General features: G+C 39.1%; 20 protein-coding genes and 1 riboswitch. Of the genes, 13 read left to right on the top strand and 7 right to left on the bottom strand.

The features are described 5' to 3' along the window. Window position 1: 1 nt before the first annotated feature. The 8 genes from WKH56_RS13800 to WKH56_RS13765 all read left to right on the top strand — a co-directional run bounded on the left by WKH56_RS13800 (window position 2) and on the right by WKH56_RS13765 (window position 7,600). Complete coding sequence (locus tag WKH56_RS13800) at window positions 2-1,363, top strand: PTS transporter subunit EIIC (RefSeq protein WP_033578151.1); 1,362 nt, start codon at window positions 2-4, stop codon at window positions 1,361-1,363. After that, a complete protein-coding gene (locus WKH56_RS13795; protein ID WP_047751584.1) occupies window positions 1,360-2,370 on the top strand; it encodes a MupG family TIM beta-alpha barrel fold protein in 1,011 nt (336 codons plus the stop codon). The genes WKH56_RS13800 and WKH56_RS13795 overlap by 4 nt, the downstream gene beginning before the upstream one ends. Before the next feature lie 222 nt (window positions 2,371-2,592). After that, window positions 2,593-2,695, top strand: a riboswitch (TPP riboswitch). Between the two features lie 114 nt (window positions 2,696-2,809). Beyond that, window positions 2,810-4,087 (top strand): acetylornithine deacetylase, encoded by a 1,278-nt coding sequence (locus tag WKH56_RS13790; RefSeq protein ID WP_034269620.1) that lies wholly within the window; start codon window positions 2,810-2,812, stop codon window positions 4,085-4,087. 5 nt (window positions 4,088-4,092) lie between these two features. Beyond that, window positions 4,093-4,764: a thiaminase II gene (gene tenA / locus WKH56_RS13785; protein ID WP_168760381.1), complete on the top strand. Its 672-nt coding sequence runs from the start codon at window positions 4,093-4,095 to the stop codon at window positions 4,762-4,764. Next, window positions 4,757-5,521: an ABC transporter ATP-binding protein gene (locus WKH56_RS13780; protein WP_028412154.1), complete on the top strand. Its 765-nt coding sequence runs from the start codon at window positions 4,757-4,759 to the stop codon at window positions 5,519-5,521. Before tenA ends, WKH56_RS13780 begins: the two co-directional genes overlap by 8 nt. Next, window positions 5,518-6,261, top strand: a complete 744-nt coding sequence (locus tag WKH56_RS13775; RefSeq protein ID WP_028412155.1) for an ABC transporter permease — start codon at window positions 5,518-5,520, stop codon at window positions 6,259-6,261. Before WKH56_RS13780 ends, WKH56_RS13775 begins: the two co-directional genes overlap by 4 nt. Continuing rightward, entirely contained in the window at window positions 6,258-7,268 is a 1,011-nt protein-coding gene (locus WKH56_RS13770) for an ABC transporter substrate-binding protein (protein WP_033578153.1), read from the top strand. The genes WKH56_RS13775 and WKH56_RS13770 overlap by 4 nt, the downstream gene beginning before the upstream one ends. An 86-nt stretch (window positions 7,269-7,354) precedes the next feature. Continuing rightward, complete coding sequence (locus tag WKH56_RS13765; protein WP_028412157.1) at window positions 7,355-7,600, top strand: ferredoxin; 246 nt, start codon at window positions 7,355-7,357, stop codon at window positions 7,598-7,600. Window positions 7,601-7,713: 113 nt separating this feature from the next. Here the strand turns inward: WKH56_RS13765 and hxlB are convergent, their stop codons facing one another. From hxlB to hxlR, 3 genes are all read right to left on the bottom strand, one after another. Beyond that, complete coding sequence (gene hxlB, locus WKH56_RS13760; RefSeq protein ID WP_342835926.1) at window positions 7,714-8,271, bottom strand: 6-phospho-3-hexuloisomerase; 558 nt, start codon at window positions 8,269-8,271, stop codon at window positions 7,714-7,716. 10 nt (window positions 8,272-8,281) lie between these two features. Continuing rightward, the gene (hxlA, locus tag WKH56_RS13755; RefSeq protein WP_013055599.1) at window positions 8,282-8,911 is read right to left on the bottom strand and encodes a 3-hexulose-6-phosphate synthase; all 630 of its coding nucleotides are present in this window, start codon (window positions 8,909-8,911) and stop codon (window positions 8,282-8,284) included. 268 nt (window positions 8,912-9,179) lie between these two features. After that, window positions 9,180-9,545: a transcriptional activator HxlR gene (gene hxlR, locus WKH56_RS13750; RefSeq protein ID WP_028412158.1), complete on the bottom strand. Its 366-nt coding sequence runs from the start codon at window positions 9,543-9,545 to the stop codon at window positions 9,180-9,182. A 261-nt stretch (window positions 9,546-9,806) separates the two neighbouring features. Here hxlR and WKH56_RS13745 point away from each other — a divergent pair, with 261 nt between their 5' ends. Beyond that, window positions 9,807-10,391: a hypothetical protein gene (locus WKH56_RS13745; protein ID WP_033578155.1), complete on the top strand. Its 585-nt coding sequence runs from the start codon at window positions 9,807-9,809 to the stop codon at window positions 10,389-10,391. 16 nt (window positions 10,392-10,407) lie between these two features. Next, a complete protein-coding gene (locus WKH56_RS13740; RefSeq protein ID WP_013081917.1) occupies window positions 10,408-10,731 on the top strand; it encodes a DUF3243 domain-containing protein in 324 nt (107 codons plus the stop codon). 43 nt (window positions 10,732-10,774) lie between these two features. Here the strand turns inward: WKH56_RS13740 and WKH56_RS13735 are convergent, their stop codons facing one another. The 3 genes from WKH56_RS13735 to WKH56_RS13725 are packed head-to-tail and all read right to left on the bottom strand — an operon-like array spanning window position 10,775 to window position 13,170. Further along, complete coding sequence (locus WKH56_RS13735) at window positions 10,775-10,960, bottom strand: FeoB-associated Cys-rich membrane protein (protein WP_013081918.1); 186 nt, start codon at window positions 10,958-10,960, stop codon at window positions 10,775-10,777. 15 nt (window positions 10,961-10,975) lie between these two features. Next, window positions 10,976-12,946, bottom strand: coding sequence for a ferrous iron transport protein B (gene feoB / locus WKH56_RS13730; protein ID WP_342835923.1), 1,971 nt, complete (start codon window positions 12,944-12,946; stop codon window positions 10,976-10,978). Further along, a complete protein-coding gene (locus tag WKH56_RS13725) occupies window positions 12,943-13,170 on the bottom strand; it encodes a FeoA family protein (RefSeq protein ID WP_025749730.1) in 228 nt (75 codons plus the stop codon). Before WKH56_RS13725 ends, feoB begins: the two co-directional genes overlap by 4 nt. 178 nt (window positions 13,171-13,348) lie before the next feature. On the opposite strand from WKH56_RS13725, the gene WKH56_RS13720 reads away from it, so the two are divergent. The 3 genes from WKH56_RS13720 (at window position 13,349) to WKH56_RS13710 (ending at window position 17,308) form a co-directional block, all read left to right on the top strand. Beyond that, on the top strand, window positions 13,349-13,834 hold the full coding sequence (locus tag WKH56_RS13720) for a GNAT family N-acetyltransferase (protein WP_013081920.1): 486 nt from the start codon (window positions 13,349-13,351) through the stop codon (window positions 13,832-13,834). A 191-nt stretch (window positions 13,835-14,025) separates the two neighbouring features. Next, window positions 14,026-16,359 (top strand): YhgE/Pip family protein, encoded by a 2,334-nt coding sequence (locus WKH56_RS13715; protein ID WP_342835921.1) that lies wholly within the window; start codon window positions 14,026-14,028, stop codon window positions 16,357-16,359. 97 nt (window positions 16,360-16,456) lie between these two features. Further along, entirely contained in the window at window positions 16,457-17,308 is an 852-nt protein-coding gene (locus WKH56_RS13710) for a class I SAM-dependent methyltransferase (protein ID WP_342835919.1), read from the top strand. Between the two features lie 58 nt (window positions 17,309-17,366). Here WKH56_RS13710 and rpoN read toward each other — a convergent pair whose 3' ends face one another. Then, a complete protein-coding gene (gene rpoN, locus WKH56_RS13705; RefSeq protein ID WP_342835917.1) occupies window positions 17,367-18,701 on the bottom strand; it encodes an RNA polymerase factor sigma-54 in 1,335 nt (444 codons plus the stop codon). Between the last annotated feature and the right edge of the window lie 101 nt (window positions 18,702-18,802).

Here is an 18,802-nt window from a genome sequence, read left to right as displayed (position 1 = left end):
CATGTCTTTAGATAATCATCAATTAGCAAAGGCTGTTTTGGAGATGCTTGGGGGAGCATCCAATATTGAAGCGTATACGCATTGCATGACGCGGCTGCGTGTGACTATAAAAGATGATTCAATTGTTAAAAAGGCAGATATACGAAAACTTGAAGGCGTGCTCGGATTAGTGGAAGAAGAAACGCTGCAAATCATTATTGGGCCGGGCAAAGTGAACAAAGTAACAGAAGAATTTGGAAAGTTAATTGATGAATCCGGCGGTATTAACTTAGAAGATCGTGCAGCACAGCGGAAATCGGAGCTGAAAGAAAAAAATGCAACTCCGTTTAAGCTGTTGCTTCGCCGAATTGCAAGTATTTTTATTCCGTTGATACCTGCTCTTGTAGCATCTGGACTTATTACCGGAGTGACAAAAGCAGCTGTGCAGGCGAAGTGGCTTCCGGCAGATTCACAGATTGCTATTCTTTTAACCGTTATCGGAAGCGGTTTATTTGCCTATCTTGGTATTTTAGTAGGTATTAATGCAGCAAAAGAATTTGGTGGTTCGCCAGCTCTAGGAGGCTTAGCGGGCATTTTAGTCATTAATCCTGCCGTAGCTGATATTAAACTTTTTGGTGAAGCACTTTTGCCGGGGCGTGGGGGCTTAATAGGAGTGCTGCTTGCAGCAATCTTTATGGCCGTGTTAGAAAAACGAGTACGTAAATTTGTCCCACAGTCACTGGATATTATTATTACACCAACCGTTACGGTGTTAATTACAGGAATTATTACGTATGTGGTATTCATGCCAATTGGCGGCTTCATTTCAGATGGAATCACAAAAGGTCTTTTAGGAGTTTTAGAGGTTGGAGGAGTTGTAGCAGGCTTTGTTTTAGGGGCAACGTTTTTGCCGCTCGTTATTACAGGACTGCATCAAGGTCTTACTCCGGTCCATTTAGAGCTTATTAATTCGATTGGAGATGATCCGCTTCTTCCTATACTAGCAATGGGCGGAGCCGGTCAGGTTGGTGCAGCTTTTGCTATTTATATCAAAACAAAGAAAAAACGCTTAAAGCGAGCAATTGGAGGCGCACTTCCTTCAGGGCTGCTGGGAATCGGAGAGCCGCTTATTTTTGGAGTCACACTTCCTTTAGGGCGTCCATTTTTAACCGCTTGTCTTGGAGCTGGAATCGGCGGAGCGTTTCAGGCGCACTTCCATATTGCAACTGTAGCAGTGGGAGTATCGGGTTTGCCGCTTACGTTTTTAGTTCATGCGCATCAAATTCTTCTTTATTTACTTGGATTAGTTATTGCTTACGCAGCAGGCTTTATTTGTACCTATTTCTTTGGATTTAACGATGAAATGGCGAGGGAGTTTGAATGATTGGCATTTCATTTTATTTGAACGATAGAGATGCCAAACAAAGATTAGTAGAAGCGAGTGAATGCGGCGTTACACGCGCATTCACTTCACTTCACATTCCAGAGGAAAAAGGAGATTTGGCTGAACGGGCAAAAGAATTGCTTCATGTGGCTAGAGATTGTGGAATAAGCGTGTATGCAGATGTATCTAAGCATACACCGGTTCATTTAGGTATCGAAAGCCTTATGACTCTATCTTCACTTGGCGTATCAGGTATTAGACTAGACGATGGCTTTAGCGTAGAAGAAACGATTTTACTTGCGGATGAGTTTTATATTGCCCTTAATGCAAGTACAGTGTCAAAACTAGAAATAGAAGCGCTATTATCTGCAGGTCTTCATCATCATCAGCTGCTTGCTTGGCATAATTTTTATCCGCGGCCTGAAACAGGGCTTGAAGAAACGTTTTTTCAACAGCAGACAGATTTATTTAATGAACTTCGTATTCCAGTTTGTGCTTATATTCCTGGAGAAGGCGAAAAGAGAGGACCTATTTATCAAGGACTTCCTACTAGAGAAAAAGACCGTAATAAATGTCCTTTTACCTCTGCAGTAGATTTATACGGATGCGGAGTAACGGAGGTTTATATTGGAGATCCATACGCCAGTTCAAATTTATTAAAACGTTTAGTTCAATATCAAGAAAACCGCATTATTCCGCTACGCATTCGTTCACCTCATATACAGGGAACGTACAGCGTGCGTCCGGATGTATCAAGAGACGTTCTGCGATTGGTTGATACACGATCTGTAAAACCAGTGCTGCCATTTCATACAGTAGAACGCAGAATCGGAGCAATTACAATGGACAATGATGGCTACGGACGTTATAGAGGAGAGGTTCAAATAGCTAAAAGGAATTTGTCTGCAAATGCTAATGTGAATGTGATTGGGTATGTAATAGAAGAAGATCACGAGCTGCTTTCATTAGTGAGACCGGGGCAAAAGCTTGAGCTTATTACTGTCTGAAGGAAAAAACGGTGTATTTTTAAAGAAGCCAATAGCTAACTAGTAATGTCACAAAAACAAAGAGCACACACTGCATGAAAAAGGTGTGTGCTTTTTCTTTTACTACTAAAAAGGAAACTATTTTCATTACCATATCATGAACCTTTCTATTGAATAAAACGCTTTACTATGATAAAACTATTACAGGTAAACATATGATAATAGATTAATTTCATAGAGATACAACACCACTAGGGGTGCTTTCGAAGCTGAGAGAGACGATAAGTCTTAACCCTTATAACCTGAACTAGGTAATACTAGCGTAGGAAAGAGGTATTGTAATGGATGTTTTGTATGGGATTTCCTTACGAACTCGTTATAATAATTTTGTGTACATAAACAAAAACACTTCTTTCCTGCGAAAGAAGTGTTTTTTTATGCGTAAAGGAAGGTGTCATACATGAAAGAAACAATTGATTTGCTTGTCAAACAGGTAGAGGAGCGCAAAGGAGAGTTAATCCAGTTATTAACAACGCTTGTTTCGTATAAAACGCCAGCGCCTCCTGCACGAAATTCTCATGAAGCGCAGCTGTACGTAGCGGATTTTCTTAAAAACTGCGGTTTTTCCATTGATATGTGGGACTTATATTCTAACGACCCTATCGTAGTGGGAACGTTAAAAGGACAAAAATCGGCTGACTATCAAAGCTTGATTATTAACGGCCATATGGATGTTGCTGAGGTACAAGAAAATGAAAATTGGGAAACCAATCCGTTTGAAGCTGTTGTGAAAGACAATATGATAATTGGACGCGGAGTTGCTGATATGAAAGGCGGTTTGGCGGGAGCATTATTTGCAGTTCAGCTTTTAACAGAAACAGGAATCGAGCTGCCAGGAGACTTGATTTTTGAATCCGTTGTAGGAGAAGAAGTAGGAGAGGCAGGTACGCTGCAATGCTGTCAGAAAGGGTATACAGCTGATTTTGCGCTTGTAGTCGATACAAGTGATTTACATATTCAAGGTCAAGGCGGAGTGATCACGGGATGGATTACGATAAAAAGCAGTAAAACCTATCATGACGGTACACGCCGAAGTATGATTCATGCTGGAGGAGGGCTGTTAGCCGCAAGCGCTATTGAAAAGATGGCAAAAGTGATCGGAGGGCTACAAGAATTGGAGCGTCACTGGGCTGTTACAAAGAGCTATCCAGGATTTTTGCCAGGGACAAATACGATTAATCCAGCAGTAATCGAAGGCGGAAGACATGCTGCTTTTATTGCAGATGAATGCAGGCTGTGGATCACCGTTCACTATTATCCTAATGAATCGTACGACCAAGTATCAAAAGAAGTGGAAGAATATATTATAGCTATTGCAAAAGCAGATCCATGGTTAAAAGATAATCTGCCAACCTTTGAATGGGGAGGCACATCAATGATTGAAGACAGAGGAGAAATCTTTCCGTCATTAGAAATTGATGAAAATCATGCAGGAGTGCAGCTGCTTGCAAATACTCATGAACAAATGGAAGGGAAAAAGCCTCCAATTGATGTGTCAACTAGCGTAACAGACGGGGGATGGCTAGCTGATGCGGGAATTCCCGCCGCTATTTACGGTCCGGGAAATTTAGCAAATGCACATGCTGTGAACGAACAATTAGATATTAATCAGCTTGTTCAATATACAAAAGTGATAGTGCAGTTCATTTATACGTGGCTGCATACGCATAAGGAGTGATCATCATGAAATTTAGTGAACGATTATACGAAAAGCTGCAGCCTATTTGGCGTCAAAATCATAATCATCCCTTCGTACAGGGGATGGGAGATGGAACGCTTGAAAAGGAGAAGTTTCGCTTCTACATGATTCAAGATTACCTTTACCTAATTGATTATGCCAAATTATTTGCGATTGGAGCCATGAAAGCTACCGATCTTCAAACGATGGGGAAATTTGCAGCCCTTTTAGACTCTACATTAAACGAAGAAATGAGTCTGCACCGTGAGTATGCCAAGAGATTTGAAATCAGCGAAAAAGAATTAGAAAAAGCGCAGCCATCTCCTACAACGCTTGCATACACGCACTATATGCTGCACGTTGGTCAAAGTGGAACATTAGCTGAATTAGTAGCCGCTCTTTTGCCTTGTATGTGGAGCTACTGGGAAATAGGAAAAGAACTTAGTGAAAAGCCTGGAGCTAACAATGAGTTTTACCGTGAGTGGATTGAAATGTACAGCTCAGAAGAATTTGGAGAACTGGCGACATGGTGTATCAATTTATTTGACTCACTTACTGAAGATAAATCAGAAGTGGAATTAGAAAAGCTTGAAGAAATTTTCTTGAATACGACGCGTTTTGAGTATATGTTCTGGGATATGGCTTATAACGAAGCGATGTGGCCAATTCATGAATAGGTCTGTGTTATCTTTTCAAAACGTCAGTTTTACGTACAAGAACGGTGATCAAGCGATTTTAAAATCATTAAACTTAGACGTGAAAGAAGGCGAGTTTGTCAGTATCGTTGGAGCGAGCGGCTCTGGGAAAAGTACGTTGTTTCGTCTTATTACAGGTCTTGAACAGCAGAGTGAAGGCGATATCGTGATTAACGGAAAGTCTTATGAAAAGCGACTAGGAAAAGTAGGCTATATGCCGCAGCAAGATTTGCTGCTTCCGTGGCGTACGATTCTAGACAATGCAGCACTGCCTCTTGAGCTTCACAATGTATCAAAAGCAAGTGCTCATAAGCAAGTGTCTCAGCTGCTTGAAGAGTTTGGCCTAAAAGGGTATGAAAACCGTTTTCCAAGTGATTTATCCGGAGGGATGAAGCAGCGCGTTTCTTTTCTTCGGACGGTATTAAGCGGTTCTAACGTGCTGCTTTTAGATGAGCCTTTTAGTGCACTTGATGCAATCACACGTTTATCGATGCAGGAATGGCTGCTTGACCAATGGCAAAAGCGTAAGCATAGCATCTTATTTATCACTCATGACGTCAATGAAGCGCTTTTTTTATCAGATCGCATTTTTATCTTTTCAGACAAGCCAGTAAGTTGTCTTGAAGAAATTCAAGTGCCGCTTAGCAGACCTCGAACGCAAAAAGATCTGAATCAACAGCGAGTGCTTGATGTGAAAGATTATTTAATTGAACAGCTAAGATCGAAGGTGAACACATGAAAAAGTACGGGGCTTCAGTGATTTTAGTAGTCATTTTGCTGGCTGCTTGGGAAATTGGAGCACGCATTGTAAACTATCCGTTTATTTTACCAACGCCCAGCGGTATTTTAACGAAGCTTTGGGAGCTGCGAATGGATTTATTGTTTAAGCATTTACCAGCTACGTTATCTATTGTCGTAATTGGGCTTGTAATATCCGTTGTGCTAGGGGTTCTGCTGGCTGTGTGGATGAATTGGAGTCCGCTTATTGAGCGTGCTTTTTATCCGCTTATTATTGCGTCACAAATGATTCCGACCATTGCCATTGCTCCTGTATTTGTGCTGTGGTTTGGCTACTCCATTTGGAGCAAAGTGATTGTGACCGTATTAATTACGTTTTTTCCCATTACCGTTAGCACATTTGACGGGCTTCGTTCTACAAACAAAGAGTTAAAAGAACTCATGTTAACGATGGGAGCAACAAAAAAAGATATTTTCTTTAAGTTGAACATTCCTTCTGCACTGCCTCATTTTTATTCGGGACTCAAAGTAGCGGTTACCTTTAGTATAATAGGTGCTGCCATTGGGGAATGGTTGGGTGCGCAAGCAGGCTTAGGATATTTCAGTCGTCGCATGATGACACAGTTTGATGCAGCTGGTGTATTTGCACCAATTGTGATTTTATCCGCGCTTGGTATTTTATTTTTTATTATTGTAGTAGGTTTCGAAAAACGTTCATTAAAGTGGAGGAAAACAGAATGAAAAAATGGTTTGCGATTAGCTTAAGCCTGCTGCTTGTTTTGATGCTCGCTGCTTGCGGTCAGGACAAGGAAAATAAAGCTGGTGACAGTAAAAAATTAAAAGACGTTACAATTATGCTTGATTGGTATCCAAATGCAGTGCACAGCTTCATTTACGCTGCACAAGAAAAAGGATATTTCAAAAAAGAAGGGCTGAATGTAAAAGTACAATTTCCTGCTAATCCAACAGACTCGCTTAATTTAGCAGCTGCAGGGAAAGTCACGCTCGGCCTTTACTATCAGCCTGATGTAGCAATGGCACGAGCAAATGAAGATGTGCCGGTAAAGTCGGTAGGAGCGATTGTAAGATCTCCGCTAAACCGGGTTGTGGCATTGAAAGATAGCGGTATTAAGCGTCCTAAAGATTTAGAAGGAAAAGTAGTAGGATACAGCGGAACACCATTAAGTGAATCTGTTCTAAAGAAAATGGTGAAAAGCGATGGAGGAGATCCGAATAAAGTAAAACTAGTAGACGTAGGGTTTGAGTTAAATTCATCGCTGATTAGCAAAAAAGTAGATGCTGTAATAGGTGCGTATATTAACCACGAAGTACCATTGCTTCACAAAAAAGGATACAAAACGGTTGACATTGATCCGTCAGATTACGGCGTACCATCTTATTACGAGCTAGTGGCCGTTACAGGGGATCAAACGTGGGCAAAAGATTCTGATACGATTAAAGCGTTTTGGCGTGCCGCGACAAAAGGGTATGAATACACGGAGAAACATCCAAAAGAATCACTTCAAATTTTGTTAGATAATCAAGATAAATCAAACTTCCCGCTTGAAAAAGATGTGGAAACAAAAAGTTTGAATATCTTACTTCCAAAAATGAAGTCTGAACAAGGATTCGGCAGTCAAACGAAAGAATCATGGCAATCAAATGTTAACTGGTTAAAAGAGTCAGGGTTAATTAAGAAAAAGCCAAATGTAGATGAGATGTTTGAGAATATTGGGGAATCTCAGTAAATAATTTAAGACGAATTTAAAAAAAACTCCTTATACTGAACGTAACTTTCTGAAAGAGAAAGTGAAAAGGTCAAGGAGGTTTTTTTATGGCTTTTACGATAGTAGAGAAGGAAACATGTATTGCTTGCGGAGCATGTGGAGGGAGTGCGCCAGATCTTTATGATTATGATTCAGAAGGTCTTGCTTATGCCGTATTAGATAACAACGAAGGAACAAAAGAAGTTCCTGAACATCAGCAAGATGAGATGATGGAAGCGTACGAAGGGTGTCCAACAGACTCGATTAAAGTTGCAGAGCAGCCGTTTTATGGAGATGCAGCAAAATTCGAATAGGGCTTTTGAAAAAATAAATAATGATAAAGTACATTTAGTTATCTGATAAGTGAATATTTGGTTATATAGAAAGTTCCAAAACAAAAAAGGTCTTGCCTAGGCAAGACCTTTTTCTACTCTAAATTTGCATGCTTTCCGTACATCGTATGAGTATCAAGTTCTTTCTTCTCCATGAAGCGAAGAATCAGCGCATCGTAAAAAAGAAGAAGCGTTTGTTCAAACAGTGACGCCATAGGCTGTACGGTTTGATAACTGCTTTGTTCTTGATCCTTCGGAGCGCCGGGCAGCTTCACGATGAAGTCAGCCAGCTTGCCAAGCGTGGAATCGGGGGAAATCGTGACTACTCCAACTTTTCCTCCAAGTTCTTTTGCTTTTTGAGCAATAGGAATCAAGCTCTTCGTTTCGCCAGAACCTGATCCGATGATTAATAAATCATCCTGCGTGAAAGTGGACGTCACGGTTTCTCCAATGACATAAGCATCAATGCCCATATGCATCATACGCATAGCAAACGACTTGCCCATAAGACCTGAACGGCCTGCTCCTGTGACAAACACTTTTTTAGATGAGATGATGCCATTTACAAGCTGTTCAGCTTCATCGTCAGCGATTAGAGCTGTTGTTTGTAAAAGCTCATTCGTAACCGTTTTTAAATGTTCGCTCGTCTGCATAGAAAGCTCCTTAATTTGTAATAAGCTCTTTCATTTGAGAAGCAACTGATTTTTTATCATCTTGGCTCGTGATGCCTCCGCCAACGATAACAAGATCAGGCTGTGCTTTTACTACTTCAGGTAAAGATTCTAATTTAATGCCGCCAGCAACGGCTGTTTTTGCATTTTTTACAACGCTTTTGATTGTTACTAAATCTTCAAAAGAGTTTTGACCAACTGCTTGAAGATCGTATCCTGTGTGTACGCAGATATAGTCAACGCCAAATTCGTCTAGCTCTTTTGCGCGTCCTTTAATATCTTTTACACCAATCATATCGACTAGAATTTTTTTACCTTGTTTTTTCGCTTCTTCAACTGCACCTTTAATTGACATATCTTCAGCCACACCTAAGATGGTAATGATGTCTGCTCCAGCTTGAGAAGCTTGCTGTACTTCATAACCAGCTGCATCCATGATTTTTAGGTCAGCTAATACTTTTAAATTAGGAAATGCTTCTTTAATTTCTTTAACGGCGCGAAGCCCTTCATTGATTACAACAGGTGTACCGATTTCCACGATATCAATATGTTCTTCAACTTCTTTTACTACCTCTTTTGCTTGAGAAATATTAACAAGATCTAATGCTAATTGTAATTCCATTCTACTCCACTCCTTACAGAAATCTATAGATACCTTTTGTGCCTTTTTACATAAAAAGCAGCTGGTGTAGTTATTGTACCCGCAGTTTGAGGTTCTTAAAAGTACGCACTTTTCCCACAAATAGTGTGGGGAATGATAGTATACAGAAGTATACTAATGGACATATCAGTCTTGTAACCGCTTAATTTTCATTAAAAATGCGGATGATATTGAGTAATATCATCCGCATAAAAAAATAAAAACTATGGAATAGAAGGATTCGTTTCCATCATTTAATTAACGTTTCTGCCTTTTGTTCTTGATTGACCAGCACTGTATCACGGTAATTTTTACCCCAATCGTACATGGCTGTTAAAATAGGCATTAAACTTTCTCCTTCTTTTGTAAGTGAGTATTCGACTTTAGGTGGTACGACAGGATAAACTTTACGGTTAACAATTAGATCTTCTTCCAGTTCCCGCAGCTGGTTAACCAGCATGCGCGGCGTAATATCAGGAATAAGCGATTTTAGTTCCCCGAACCGTTTGGTTCCTTCACGTCCTAAGTGCCATAGTATCAGCATCTTCCATTTTCCGCCGATAATAGCAAGCGTTAATTCTTTTTCACAATTAAATTCCTTATTAAGCTGGCTCAATTGTTTCACCCCTATGACCAATAGTATAAAATTTCTTTTACAGTACTTCTTATTATACCGGTGCTGACAATCCTTTTACAAAAATCTGGCTTGTATCTTCCCATTAAAAAATTTAGCTTTTTTTACTATATAGTTATTCTTGACTAGTGAGATATAAAAGGTGGCCTTTAGTCATGTTTTTTATTTTTAACGAATTCAATTGTTTAAATATAAAAAAAGATGGGAAATCACTCAATAACGATGCTAAAGGAGGCAGTAAAAATGGAAAGAAACCGATCTGAATTACAAAACCCTGCTTTAAGCAACAGCGCAGGCATCAACAACGATGTAGGAATTAATAACAATCCACAGACAGCCAATAGCACTGCTGCTGTTAGCACCACGGGGAAAAGCTACAGCAGCAAGCTAGTAAAAGGTGTTGTTGTCGGGGCAGTTGTAGGTGGATGTATAACATTACTTGATAATAAAACTCGCTCATCTGTTAAAAGAAGAGCCGTTACATTAAAGGACTCTTCTGCAAACATGATTAATCAAGTAAAAGAGAACCCTCAAGAAACAAAAGAAAAAATGGTGCAGCAAATGAAAAATGCATCGAATCTTTTAAAAGATGCAATTAATGATGCCAAACATTTGTACGAGCGTGTAAATGAAGATTTCTTTAAGCAAGCAGAAGATGTGAAAAGCGTTACGCATGATGCAAAATCAACGGTAGAAGATGCTAAAAGTGATTTACAGCAAATTGGTGAAAAAGTGAAAGATGCAACTTCTGAAATAAGTAAGGAAAAGATGACGCCGGACGAAAAACCAGAATCTGAGCGTGAAAGAACATATCAGTCTATTCACTAAGAAGGAGATGTTAACTGTGAGTCAAATGAATGAAGGAACTACAAAAGACATGAATAAAATTGAAGAAACGGTAGATAATTTAGGGACGGAGAAAAAAGAAGCAATTTTGCAGAATTTTGATACGTTTACTGATTATTTAACTCAAAAAGTTCATGTCGGTAAAAAGCTCGGGTTAAATGAGGAACAATTAGCAGCTGCTACAAAAAAAGTGGCTAGCTATTTAGCCAAAAATGAGGAGCCTCGAAACCGAGAAGAAAAAGTCCTTCATGAGTTATGGAAAGTCAGCAGTGAAGAGGAAAAGGAAGTCCTTTCTCATCTCATTTTAAAACTAGTTGCGTAACATTAAAAAAGCATCCCGTCTATCAGGATGCTTTTTTAATGTATTAAGATGATTGATTTTGAGCTTCTTGAATCGTTTTATCCCAGTCAATACCGCAATCGTCCGTTGCACAAGAAGATTGCTGTGCGCAGCTTGCACATTTTCCCTGAGTACTCTTGCGGAAGAATTTTGTCATATGATAAAGGGCATACCCAAAAATCAAAACCCCAATTAAAATGTTAATAATCAATATTATTCACTCCTTTTAAGAAAAACCAAGTACTTTTCCAATAGTGTGTACAAGCAAAGCTACGAGATAAGCGACAACCAAAGGGTAGGCCACAGCAAATGCTGTCCATTTTAATGAGCCGGTTTCTCGTCGAATAACAGCGACGGTTGCTAGACACGGAACATAAAGAAGAACAAACACCATAAACGTATAGGCTGTTAGCGGTGTAAAGAATGTCTTCATTGTGTCGCCAAGCTGTCCTTCTTGTACTTTATAAATGATGCTCATAGTTGAAACAACCACTTCTTTCGCTAGGAACCCTGTAATCAGTGATGCTACAGCTTGCCATGTCGCAAAACCTAAAGGGATAAATAGAGGAGCGATAGCACCTCCAATAATAGCCATAAAGCTATTTTCCATATCTACTCCAAAACCGCCAGGGCCAGCGTAAGATGATAGCCAGATAAATACAGAGCCAGCTAAAATAACCGTACCTGCTTTTCGGACGAAATTTCGGCCTTTTTCCCACGTGCTTCTCCAAAGAGTCTTGGCTTGAGGTACGCGGTAAGGAGGAAGTTCAACAATAAAAGTTGATTGTTCGTCTTTAAGAAGCGTTACTGATAAAATTTTCGTTACAACAAGTGCTAAAATAATGCCAAGCAAGTACATAGAAAACACCACAGCTGCTCCGTTTTGCACAAAAAACGCACCTACAAACAAAGCGTATACAGGAAGACGTGCTGAGCAGCTCATAAATGGATTGACTAAAATGGTCATAAGGCGCTCTTTTCGCTGTTCAATTGTACGCGCGGCCATAATCCCCGGTACGTTACATCCAAAGCTAATAATCATCGGAATAAATGCTTTTCCGTTCAAACCAAAAAATTCCATTATACGATCCATTACTACAGCGATTCGAGCCATGTATCCTGAATCTTCAAGCAGTGAAATGAAAAAGAACAGGACAAAAATTTGTGGTACAAATACTAGTACGCCGCCTACGCCTGCGATGATGCCGTCCACAATTAAATCATGAATAAATGGAGCGGCACCAGCTGCATTTAAAAGAGAATCGGCGCCTTCACTAAGCGTTCCGCCAAAGAAGCCGTCCAGTTTATCAGAAAGCGGAACGCCAATCCACGTAAACGTAATATTAAAAATCAAATACATTAAGCCAAGAAAAATAGGGAGACCAAGCCACTTATGCGTCACAATACGATCGATTCGATCCGTGAAAGTTAAAGGTGTTTCGCTGCCCTTTATGATACACTCGCTCGAAATGCGTTCAATAAATGTTGTACGCACGTCGAAGAAATGCTCGCTAAGCGGCTTGGTTAATTTTTGTGCAGCGGCTTTTCGAAGCTCAAGCAGCTCTGAGTAACTCGCTTTTTCTTTTAATGTTGATTCGATTACGCTGTTTTCCGCTAAAAACTGAATGGCAATCCATCTGCTGACGTCCGCTTTTGTTTGAATCATATGAATTGCTTGTTCAGCAGTTTCTCCATAATTTAATTGAAATGAAGGGGCTTTTAAATCTTGCTTCAAAGTGGAGAGCAGCTCGTTAATTCCTTTTCCATTACGGGCAACAATCGCTGAAACCGGAATATGTAATGATTTGCTAAGCTTCTCCAAATTAAAAGTCAGTCCGCGTTTTTCCGCTACATCAATCATATTTAAGCCGATTACTAATGGCTTTCCATATTCCAATGCTTGAATAGTGAGATGCATGCTTCTTTCAAACTGAGAAGCGTCTACAATATTCAGCATACTGTTAAATTCTCCGGTTAACAAAAAGTTAGTTACCACTGCTTCATCTGAAGAAAGAGGAGTAAAGTCATACACACCCGGCAAATCAACCAGCTGGCTGTTTTGCTTTTTAATAGATCCAACTTTCTTTTCAACGGTTACACCGCTCCAGTTTCCTACGTATTCATAGGAATCTGTTAATATATTGAATAAAGAAGTTTTTCCTGTGTTTGGATTTCCTAAAAGTGCAATTGTACTCATGCTGTCTCAACCTCAATTTTGGCCGCATCGCGTTTTCGGATGCTAATCATTTGACCTTGACATTCAATAATACAAGGTCCTCCTAAGATGGTTTTTTGCTTCATGCACAGTTCGCAGCCTTTTTTTACTCCAAAAGAAAGAAGGCGGCGTTCTAATGATCTATCTAAAAATTCAATGTTTTTAACTTTTACTTTGTCGCCAATACTCACGGTAGTTAAATTCATCATTCAGCACTCCTGTTAATGATAATCATTTTCAATTTGTATCTATCTCGATTATACATAAGGTTCTAAAATCAATCAATGCTTCTAGAGCGTTACAATTAAAAATATATATTTATAACTATATTTTTCAGGTGAAATTATGTACGATTTTAGCAGTAAATTGTCAGGAGGGATGTGAGTGGAGGTAATCATTCGCAAAATGAGAAAAGAAGATATTACGTCTGTTCAATACGTCGCAAAGATGAGTTGGTATGATACATATGAAGGAATTATTCCTAGAAGCGTTCAGAATCGGTTTCTTTCAGAAGCATACTCCAATAAAAGGCTGCTGTGGCGCTTGCGTAATTCGTTCATTTATGTGGCAACTATTGATGAGAAAATCGTAGGATACGCTAACTTTTTCCGACTACAAAACAGAGGGGAAATAGAACTAGGATCTATCTATATACTGCCTGCTTATCAAGGAAAAGGAATCGGTTCGCAATTGTTAGAAAAAGGAATGAAGCGCTCGAAGGAATTAAAAATCGTTTACATTAACGTAGAAAGAGAAAACGGAATAGGCCGTGCATTTTATCAATCAAAAGGTTTCCAGCTTGTGGATGAATTTGATGATGAATTTGACGGGCATTTACTAAGAACGATGCGAATGAAACTCATGATTTAAGCCTGATATTTAGTGTGAACGTTATCTTAAAAAGCTGATTTTAAACTTTCTGCTAAAATCAGCTTTTAATTACAGAATAACGATTGACCTTATTCTTGTGAATATGGTAACATTAATCAGAACTTCATGACCGAAAATGTTTTTCGGTCAAACAGTCAGGCGGAAGTAAGGATTATTGGAGGCTAAAAAACATGAATATGATTAAAGGAGAATGGAAAAAAATCTTTTCCAAACCAATGACTATTGTTGTGATTTGCGGATTGTTATTTGTTCCATTACTTTATAATGTCATCTTTTTATCTGCTTACTGGGATCCATATGGAAAAACAGATCAAATTCCAGTTGCAGTGGTAAATGAAGATAAAGGTGCTACATTAGATGGAAAGAAATTGAATGTTGGTCGTGATTTTGTTGATGATTTAAAGAAAAACGATAAATTTGACTGGAAATTTACGAACAAAGAAAAAGCGTTAGAAGGCTTAAAAAATGAGGACTACTACTTAGTTTTGGAAATTCCAAAGAATTTCTCCAAAAATGCAACAACATTAATGGATGAGAATCCTAAAAAAATGAAATTTATCTACCATACAAATGCCGGAAAGAACTATTCAGGCGCTCAAATTAGCTCAAATGCAGTAGCTAAAATCAATGATCAGATTAAAGAAGCAGTCACAAAGCAGTATGCTGAAACGGTATTTGACAGCTTTAAGCAAGTAGCGGACGGTCTTCAAAAAGCAAGTGACGGTGCAGGAGAGTTAGAAAATGGTTCAAAAACGCTGCGAGATAACATGAAGAAACTAGCAGACAGCACGGTTACGTTTGAAGACGGTACAGCTAAATTAGCAAGCGGGTTAACGGATGCACGAAAAGGAGCAACAGATTTAAATGCTGGTGCAGCTAAGCTACTAAACGGTGCGGACACAATTAATGAAAACTTAGGCAGCCTAAACAGCGGTTTAGGGAAGCTAGAGAATGGAAGCAGTCAATTATATAGTGCTTCTAGTCAATTAGAAACTGGAGCTGTTGGTGTTCGAGATGGGTTGTCAAAGCTACAAAGTGCAACCAAACAACTTAATGATGGAACACAGACACTTCAAGGAAAGCTTCCGCAGTTCACGAGCGGCTTAAACCAAGTGGATGCTGAAGTGAGCAGCGTTACGCAGCAAATTAATCAAGCGGAACAGGAAATTACGCAGATTAAACAGCAGGTAGATTCAAAAAAAGCGGAGTTTGAACAGCAGCAGCAAGCTCTCATTGACAGCATTAACAGCAACGAATCCATTCCCGATGAGCAAAAACAAACGCTGATTGCAGGAATTAAAAAGCTGACGTCTCAGCAGTTTATGGATGAACAGCAGCAAAAAGCAGAGCAGCTAAAAGCAAAAGTAGATAAAGTGCAAGAGTTATCTGCGGCGCTGCAAAAGCTTTCTAAAGGCGGAGAAGATATCCAAAGCGCAATTAATAAAATTGCTGACGGACAAAGTCAGCTGTACGATGGACAAACGAAAGTATATAACGGTGCTGTTAAACTAGCAGACGGAGAAAAGCAGTTCAACAGTAAATTTGCAGAGCTAAACAGCGGTATAGCTGACGCTCATACAGGGGCTGGAAAGCTTGCTGATGGGCAGCAGCAACTTGTGGATGGGCTTAAGAAGTCTGAACAAGGAAGTGCAGCGCTAGCAAATGGTTTAACGCAGCTAGAAAACGGGGCAACCAAATTAGCAAATGGTTCTAAAGAGTTAACAAATGGTTCATCCAAACTATATGACGGTTCATCTAAATTATCAGATGGAACAAGCGAGCTTCATTCATCTTTAGCGGACGGTGCAAAAGATGCAAAAGATGTTAAAGCAGATGATAAAACATACAGCATGTTTTCAAATCCAACGGATTTAAAATCAGATAAACAAAACAACGTAGATAAGTACGGTGTCGGATTAGCTCCATACATCTTATGTATTGGCTTGTTTGCGGGAACATTAATGTTTTCAGCGGTGTACCCAATGAAAGAGCCATCAATTCGACCGACATCAGGTATTTCGTGGTTCTTAAGTAAGTTTAGTGTCATCACTATTGTAGGTATGCTGCAAGCAGCGATTGCTGTTACAGCTCTTCTTTGGGGCTTGCATTTAAACGTAACAAGCATTTGGCACTTCTATATCTTTACCATGATTACAGGTGTAACGTTCTTTACACTGATCTTGTTCTTAACAACAGGGTTAGGAAAAGTAGGGCAGTATTTAGCCTTTATTATTCTGCTGCTTCAAATTGGCGGCAGTGCAGGTACATTCCCTAAAGCACTTGTGCCGGAATTCTTCCAGGCAATCAATCCATACTTGCCTATGACCTATGCAATTCGCGGTTTCCGTGAAATTATTTCAATTGGTGATGATTTCGGCTATGTATGGCATCAGGCTGGCGTGCTTGGAATCTTTGCAGCAATCTTCATCACTCTTTCATTGATAATGTTTTATATCAATGCCAGAAAAGAGAAGCATCATACAGAGGAAGAGACAGCAGCCTAATTTAACTAATAGAAAAAGAGAGTTCCAGTTTAAAAAGGAACTCTCTTTTTCTTTATGTTAGTATAGGTTTACGTATAAAAGAGGGGAATGTGAATGCATGCAGCTTACAAAATTTGCGGTGTATGAAAGTGATCGTGTGAAAAAGTGGCAGGAAGGGCTGAAAGAATGGGACGGTTCAATATCGGAACGGATGATAAATGACAAAGCTGAAGATGAATTTTGGCAGCAATATCTAGAAAAAATGTCTTTTGATTCAGAAAATGATCCTGTAGTGAAACAGCTTCAGCAAGAACTTCTTGCTTTTTTGAATCCAAGTGACTCTGTCATGGAAATTGGCCCTGGGTGGGGAAATTATACGTTTTCAATTGCGGATTATGTAAAAGAACTTACGTGTATGGATTGTTCGCCAAGCATCATCGGCTACTTACAAAAACAATCAAATGCCCGCTCTAATCTAAAGTTCATAGAAGGTAAATGGGAGTATGAGCGTCTAACAGATAACTATGACGCGGTAGTAGGAATAAACTGTTTTTACCGTATGCATAACATTGTCGATGGTCTCTTAAATATGAATGATTCGGCTAATCGTTTGGCGGTTATTGGCATGTCAGCGGGTCCAGAAAAGCCTCATTACGTAGAGTTACATAGAAAACTTGGGTACGAGATTAAATGGCGCCGTAAGGAATATATTGACTTACTAAATATTTTATATGAACTGGGCATTTATGCAGATTGTAAGCTGGTTCCTATAACCAAAACGGTAACGTATGAGACGTACGAAGATCTCATCAAGAAGAACTCGACAAAGCTGCTTTCGAAAGATGTTGACAAATTAGAAACTGAGAAGATTATTTTACAGCATGTAAAGAAAATAAATGACACATATGAATATACGTATCAATATCATATGGCTTTTATTTATTGGAAACCGATAAAAAGAACCCGTTGATTTTTATTCAACGGGTTCTTTTTAGTAGTGATAAAGCTGTAATTTAGAATAAATAATATTAAAATCGTCGCCGCTTAGAAGAACTTTCAATTCCAGCTTCTTCACGGTATTTAGCTACTGTTCTTCTTGAAATTTGAATTCCTTCGCTGGAAAGAAGAGACATGAGCTTTTGATCTGAAAGAGGTTTTAATTTATTTTCTTCGGCAATTAATGTTTTAATTTTCTCTTTTATAAAGGCGGTAGAATTGCTTTGTTCGCCATCGGTTCTCTCTAAAGAATTAGTGAAAAAGTATTTTAGTTCAAACAGTCCGCGCGGCGTTTGAATATACTTTCCGTTAGTTGCACGGCTTACCGTTGATTCGTGACAGTCTACTTTTTGAGCAATATCTTTTAAGGTAAGCGGCTTTAGCCCCGAAATACCCATTTCAAAAAAATCTTGCTGATGTTCCACAATGGCTTTAGACACGTTGTAAATCGTCGCATTACGCTGCTCAATACTATTAATTAGCCAAGTAGCTTCATGGATTTTTTCCTGTACGTATCGATCGGTTGTTACGCATGCAGAGCGATGAACCAGTTTTTGGTAGGTGCTGTTAATCTCGATGGGCGGAAGCAGCTCGCTATGAAGAATAACATGATAGCGGCCGTCTATTTTTTGTACCGTTACATCAGGCGAAATGTACTTCGTAAGCGGAACATAGAAATCTCCTGCTGGACGAGGATTCAATGTCCGCAAGCAGTCAACAATTTCTTGTACTTCGCGCATTGAAATAGAGTATTTTTTTGAAATGTTCCGATATTTTTTGTTAGCAATATCTTCAATATCGTGTTTCACCACATCGTATAAAAGAGGAGGCTTTGACTTTTTGGCCTTAATTTGAATAAGCAGTGAATCGACAAAGTTTTGAGCGCCCACTCCGATTGGATCAAAGCTTTGTAAAACGTGAATCATATCGTTGACTTCGTCAATTGAAACGTTAAGCAGTTCGGCTGCCAATTTTGGTTCAATTGCTAAAAAGCCGTTTTTATTTAAGTTTCCAATTAGAAATTGAACGATGTGTTTTTGCTGTGAGTGTAAATGATTTAGCATAGACAGCTGCTCTAATAAATGGCTCTCTAATGTCACAGTTTGATCGGATATATAATTAAACGGATTATACTCGTCATCGGTGTGACCTTTTGAATATGAACGCTTTTCTCGAGTATTAAATGAATTTTTTTGCTGAGAATCGCCAGCAGACAGTTTAATTACAGGATTTTCATTGACTTGCTCATGAAGATAATGAACTAAATCGGCCGTAGAATAATTTAAAATGTTGATAGACTGACGTAATTCAGGTGTCATGGCCAATTTTAATAGTTGTTTTTGAGATAAATCTAAACCTAATTGCATCATTGAATCACCTATCATTCTTGAGTTTTATTTCGACAATTCTGGCTGCATCGTTCGACATCATCATATATGAAAATGCGAAAGAATTCTATAGTGTTGTC

The sequence above is a fragment of the Priestia sp. SB1 genome (assembly GCF_038898415.1).
The sequence above is the reverse complement of the archived record's forward strand: the minus strand, read 5'-3'. Positions and strand labels throughout refer to the sequence as shown.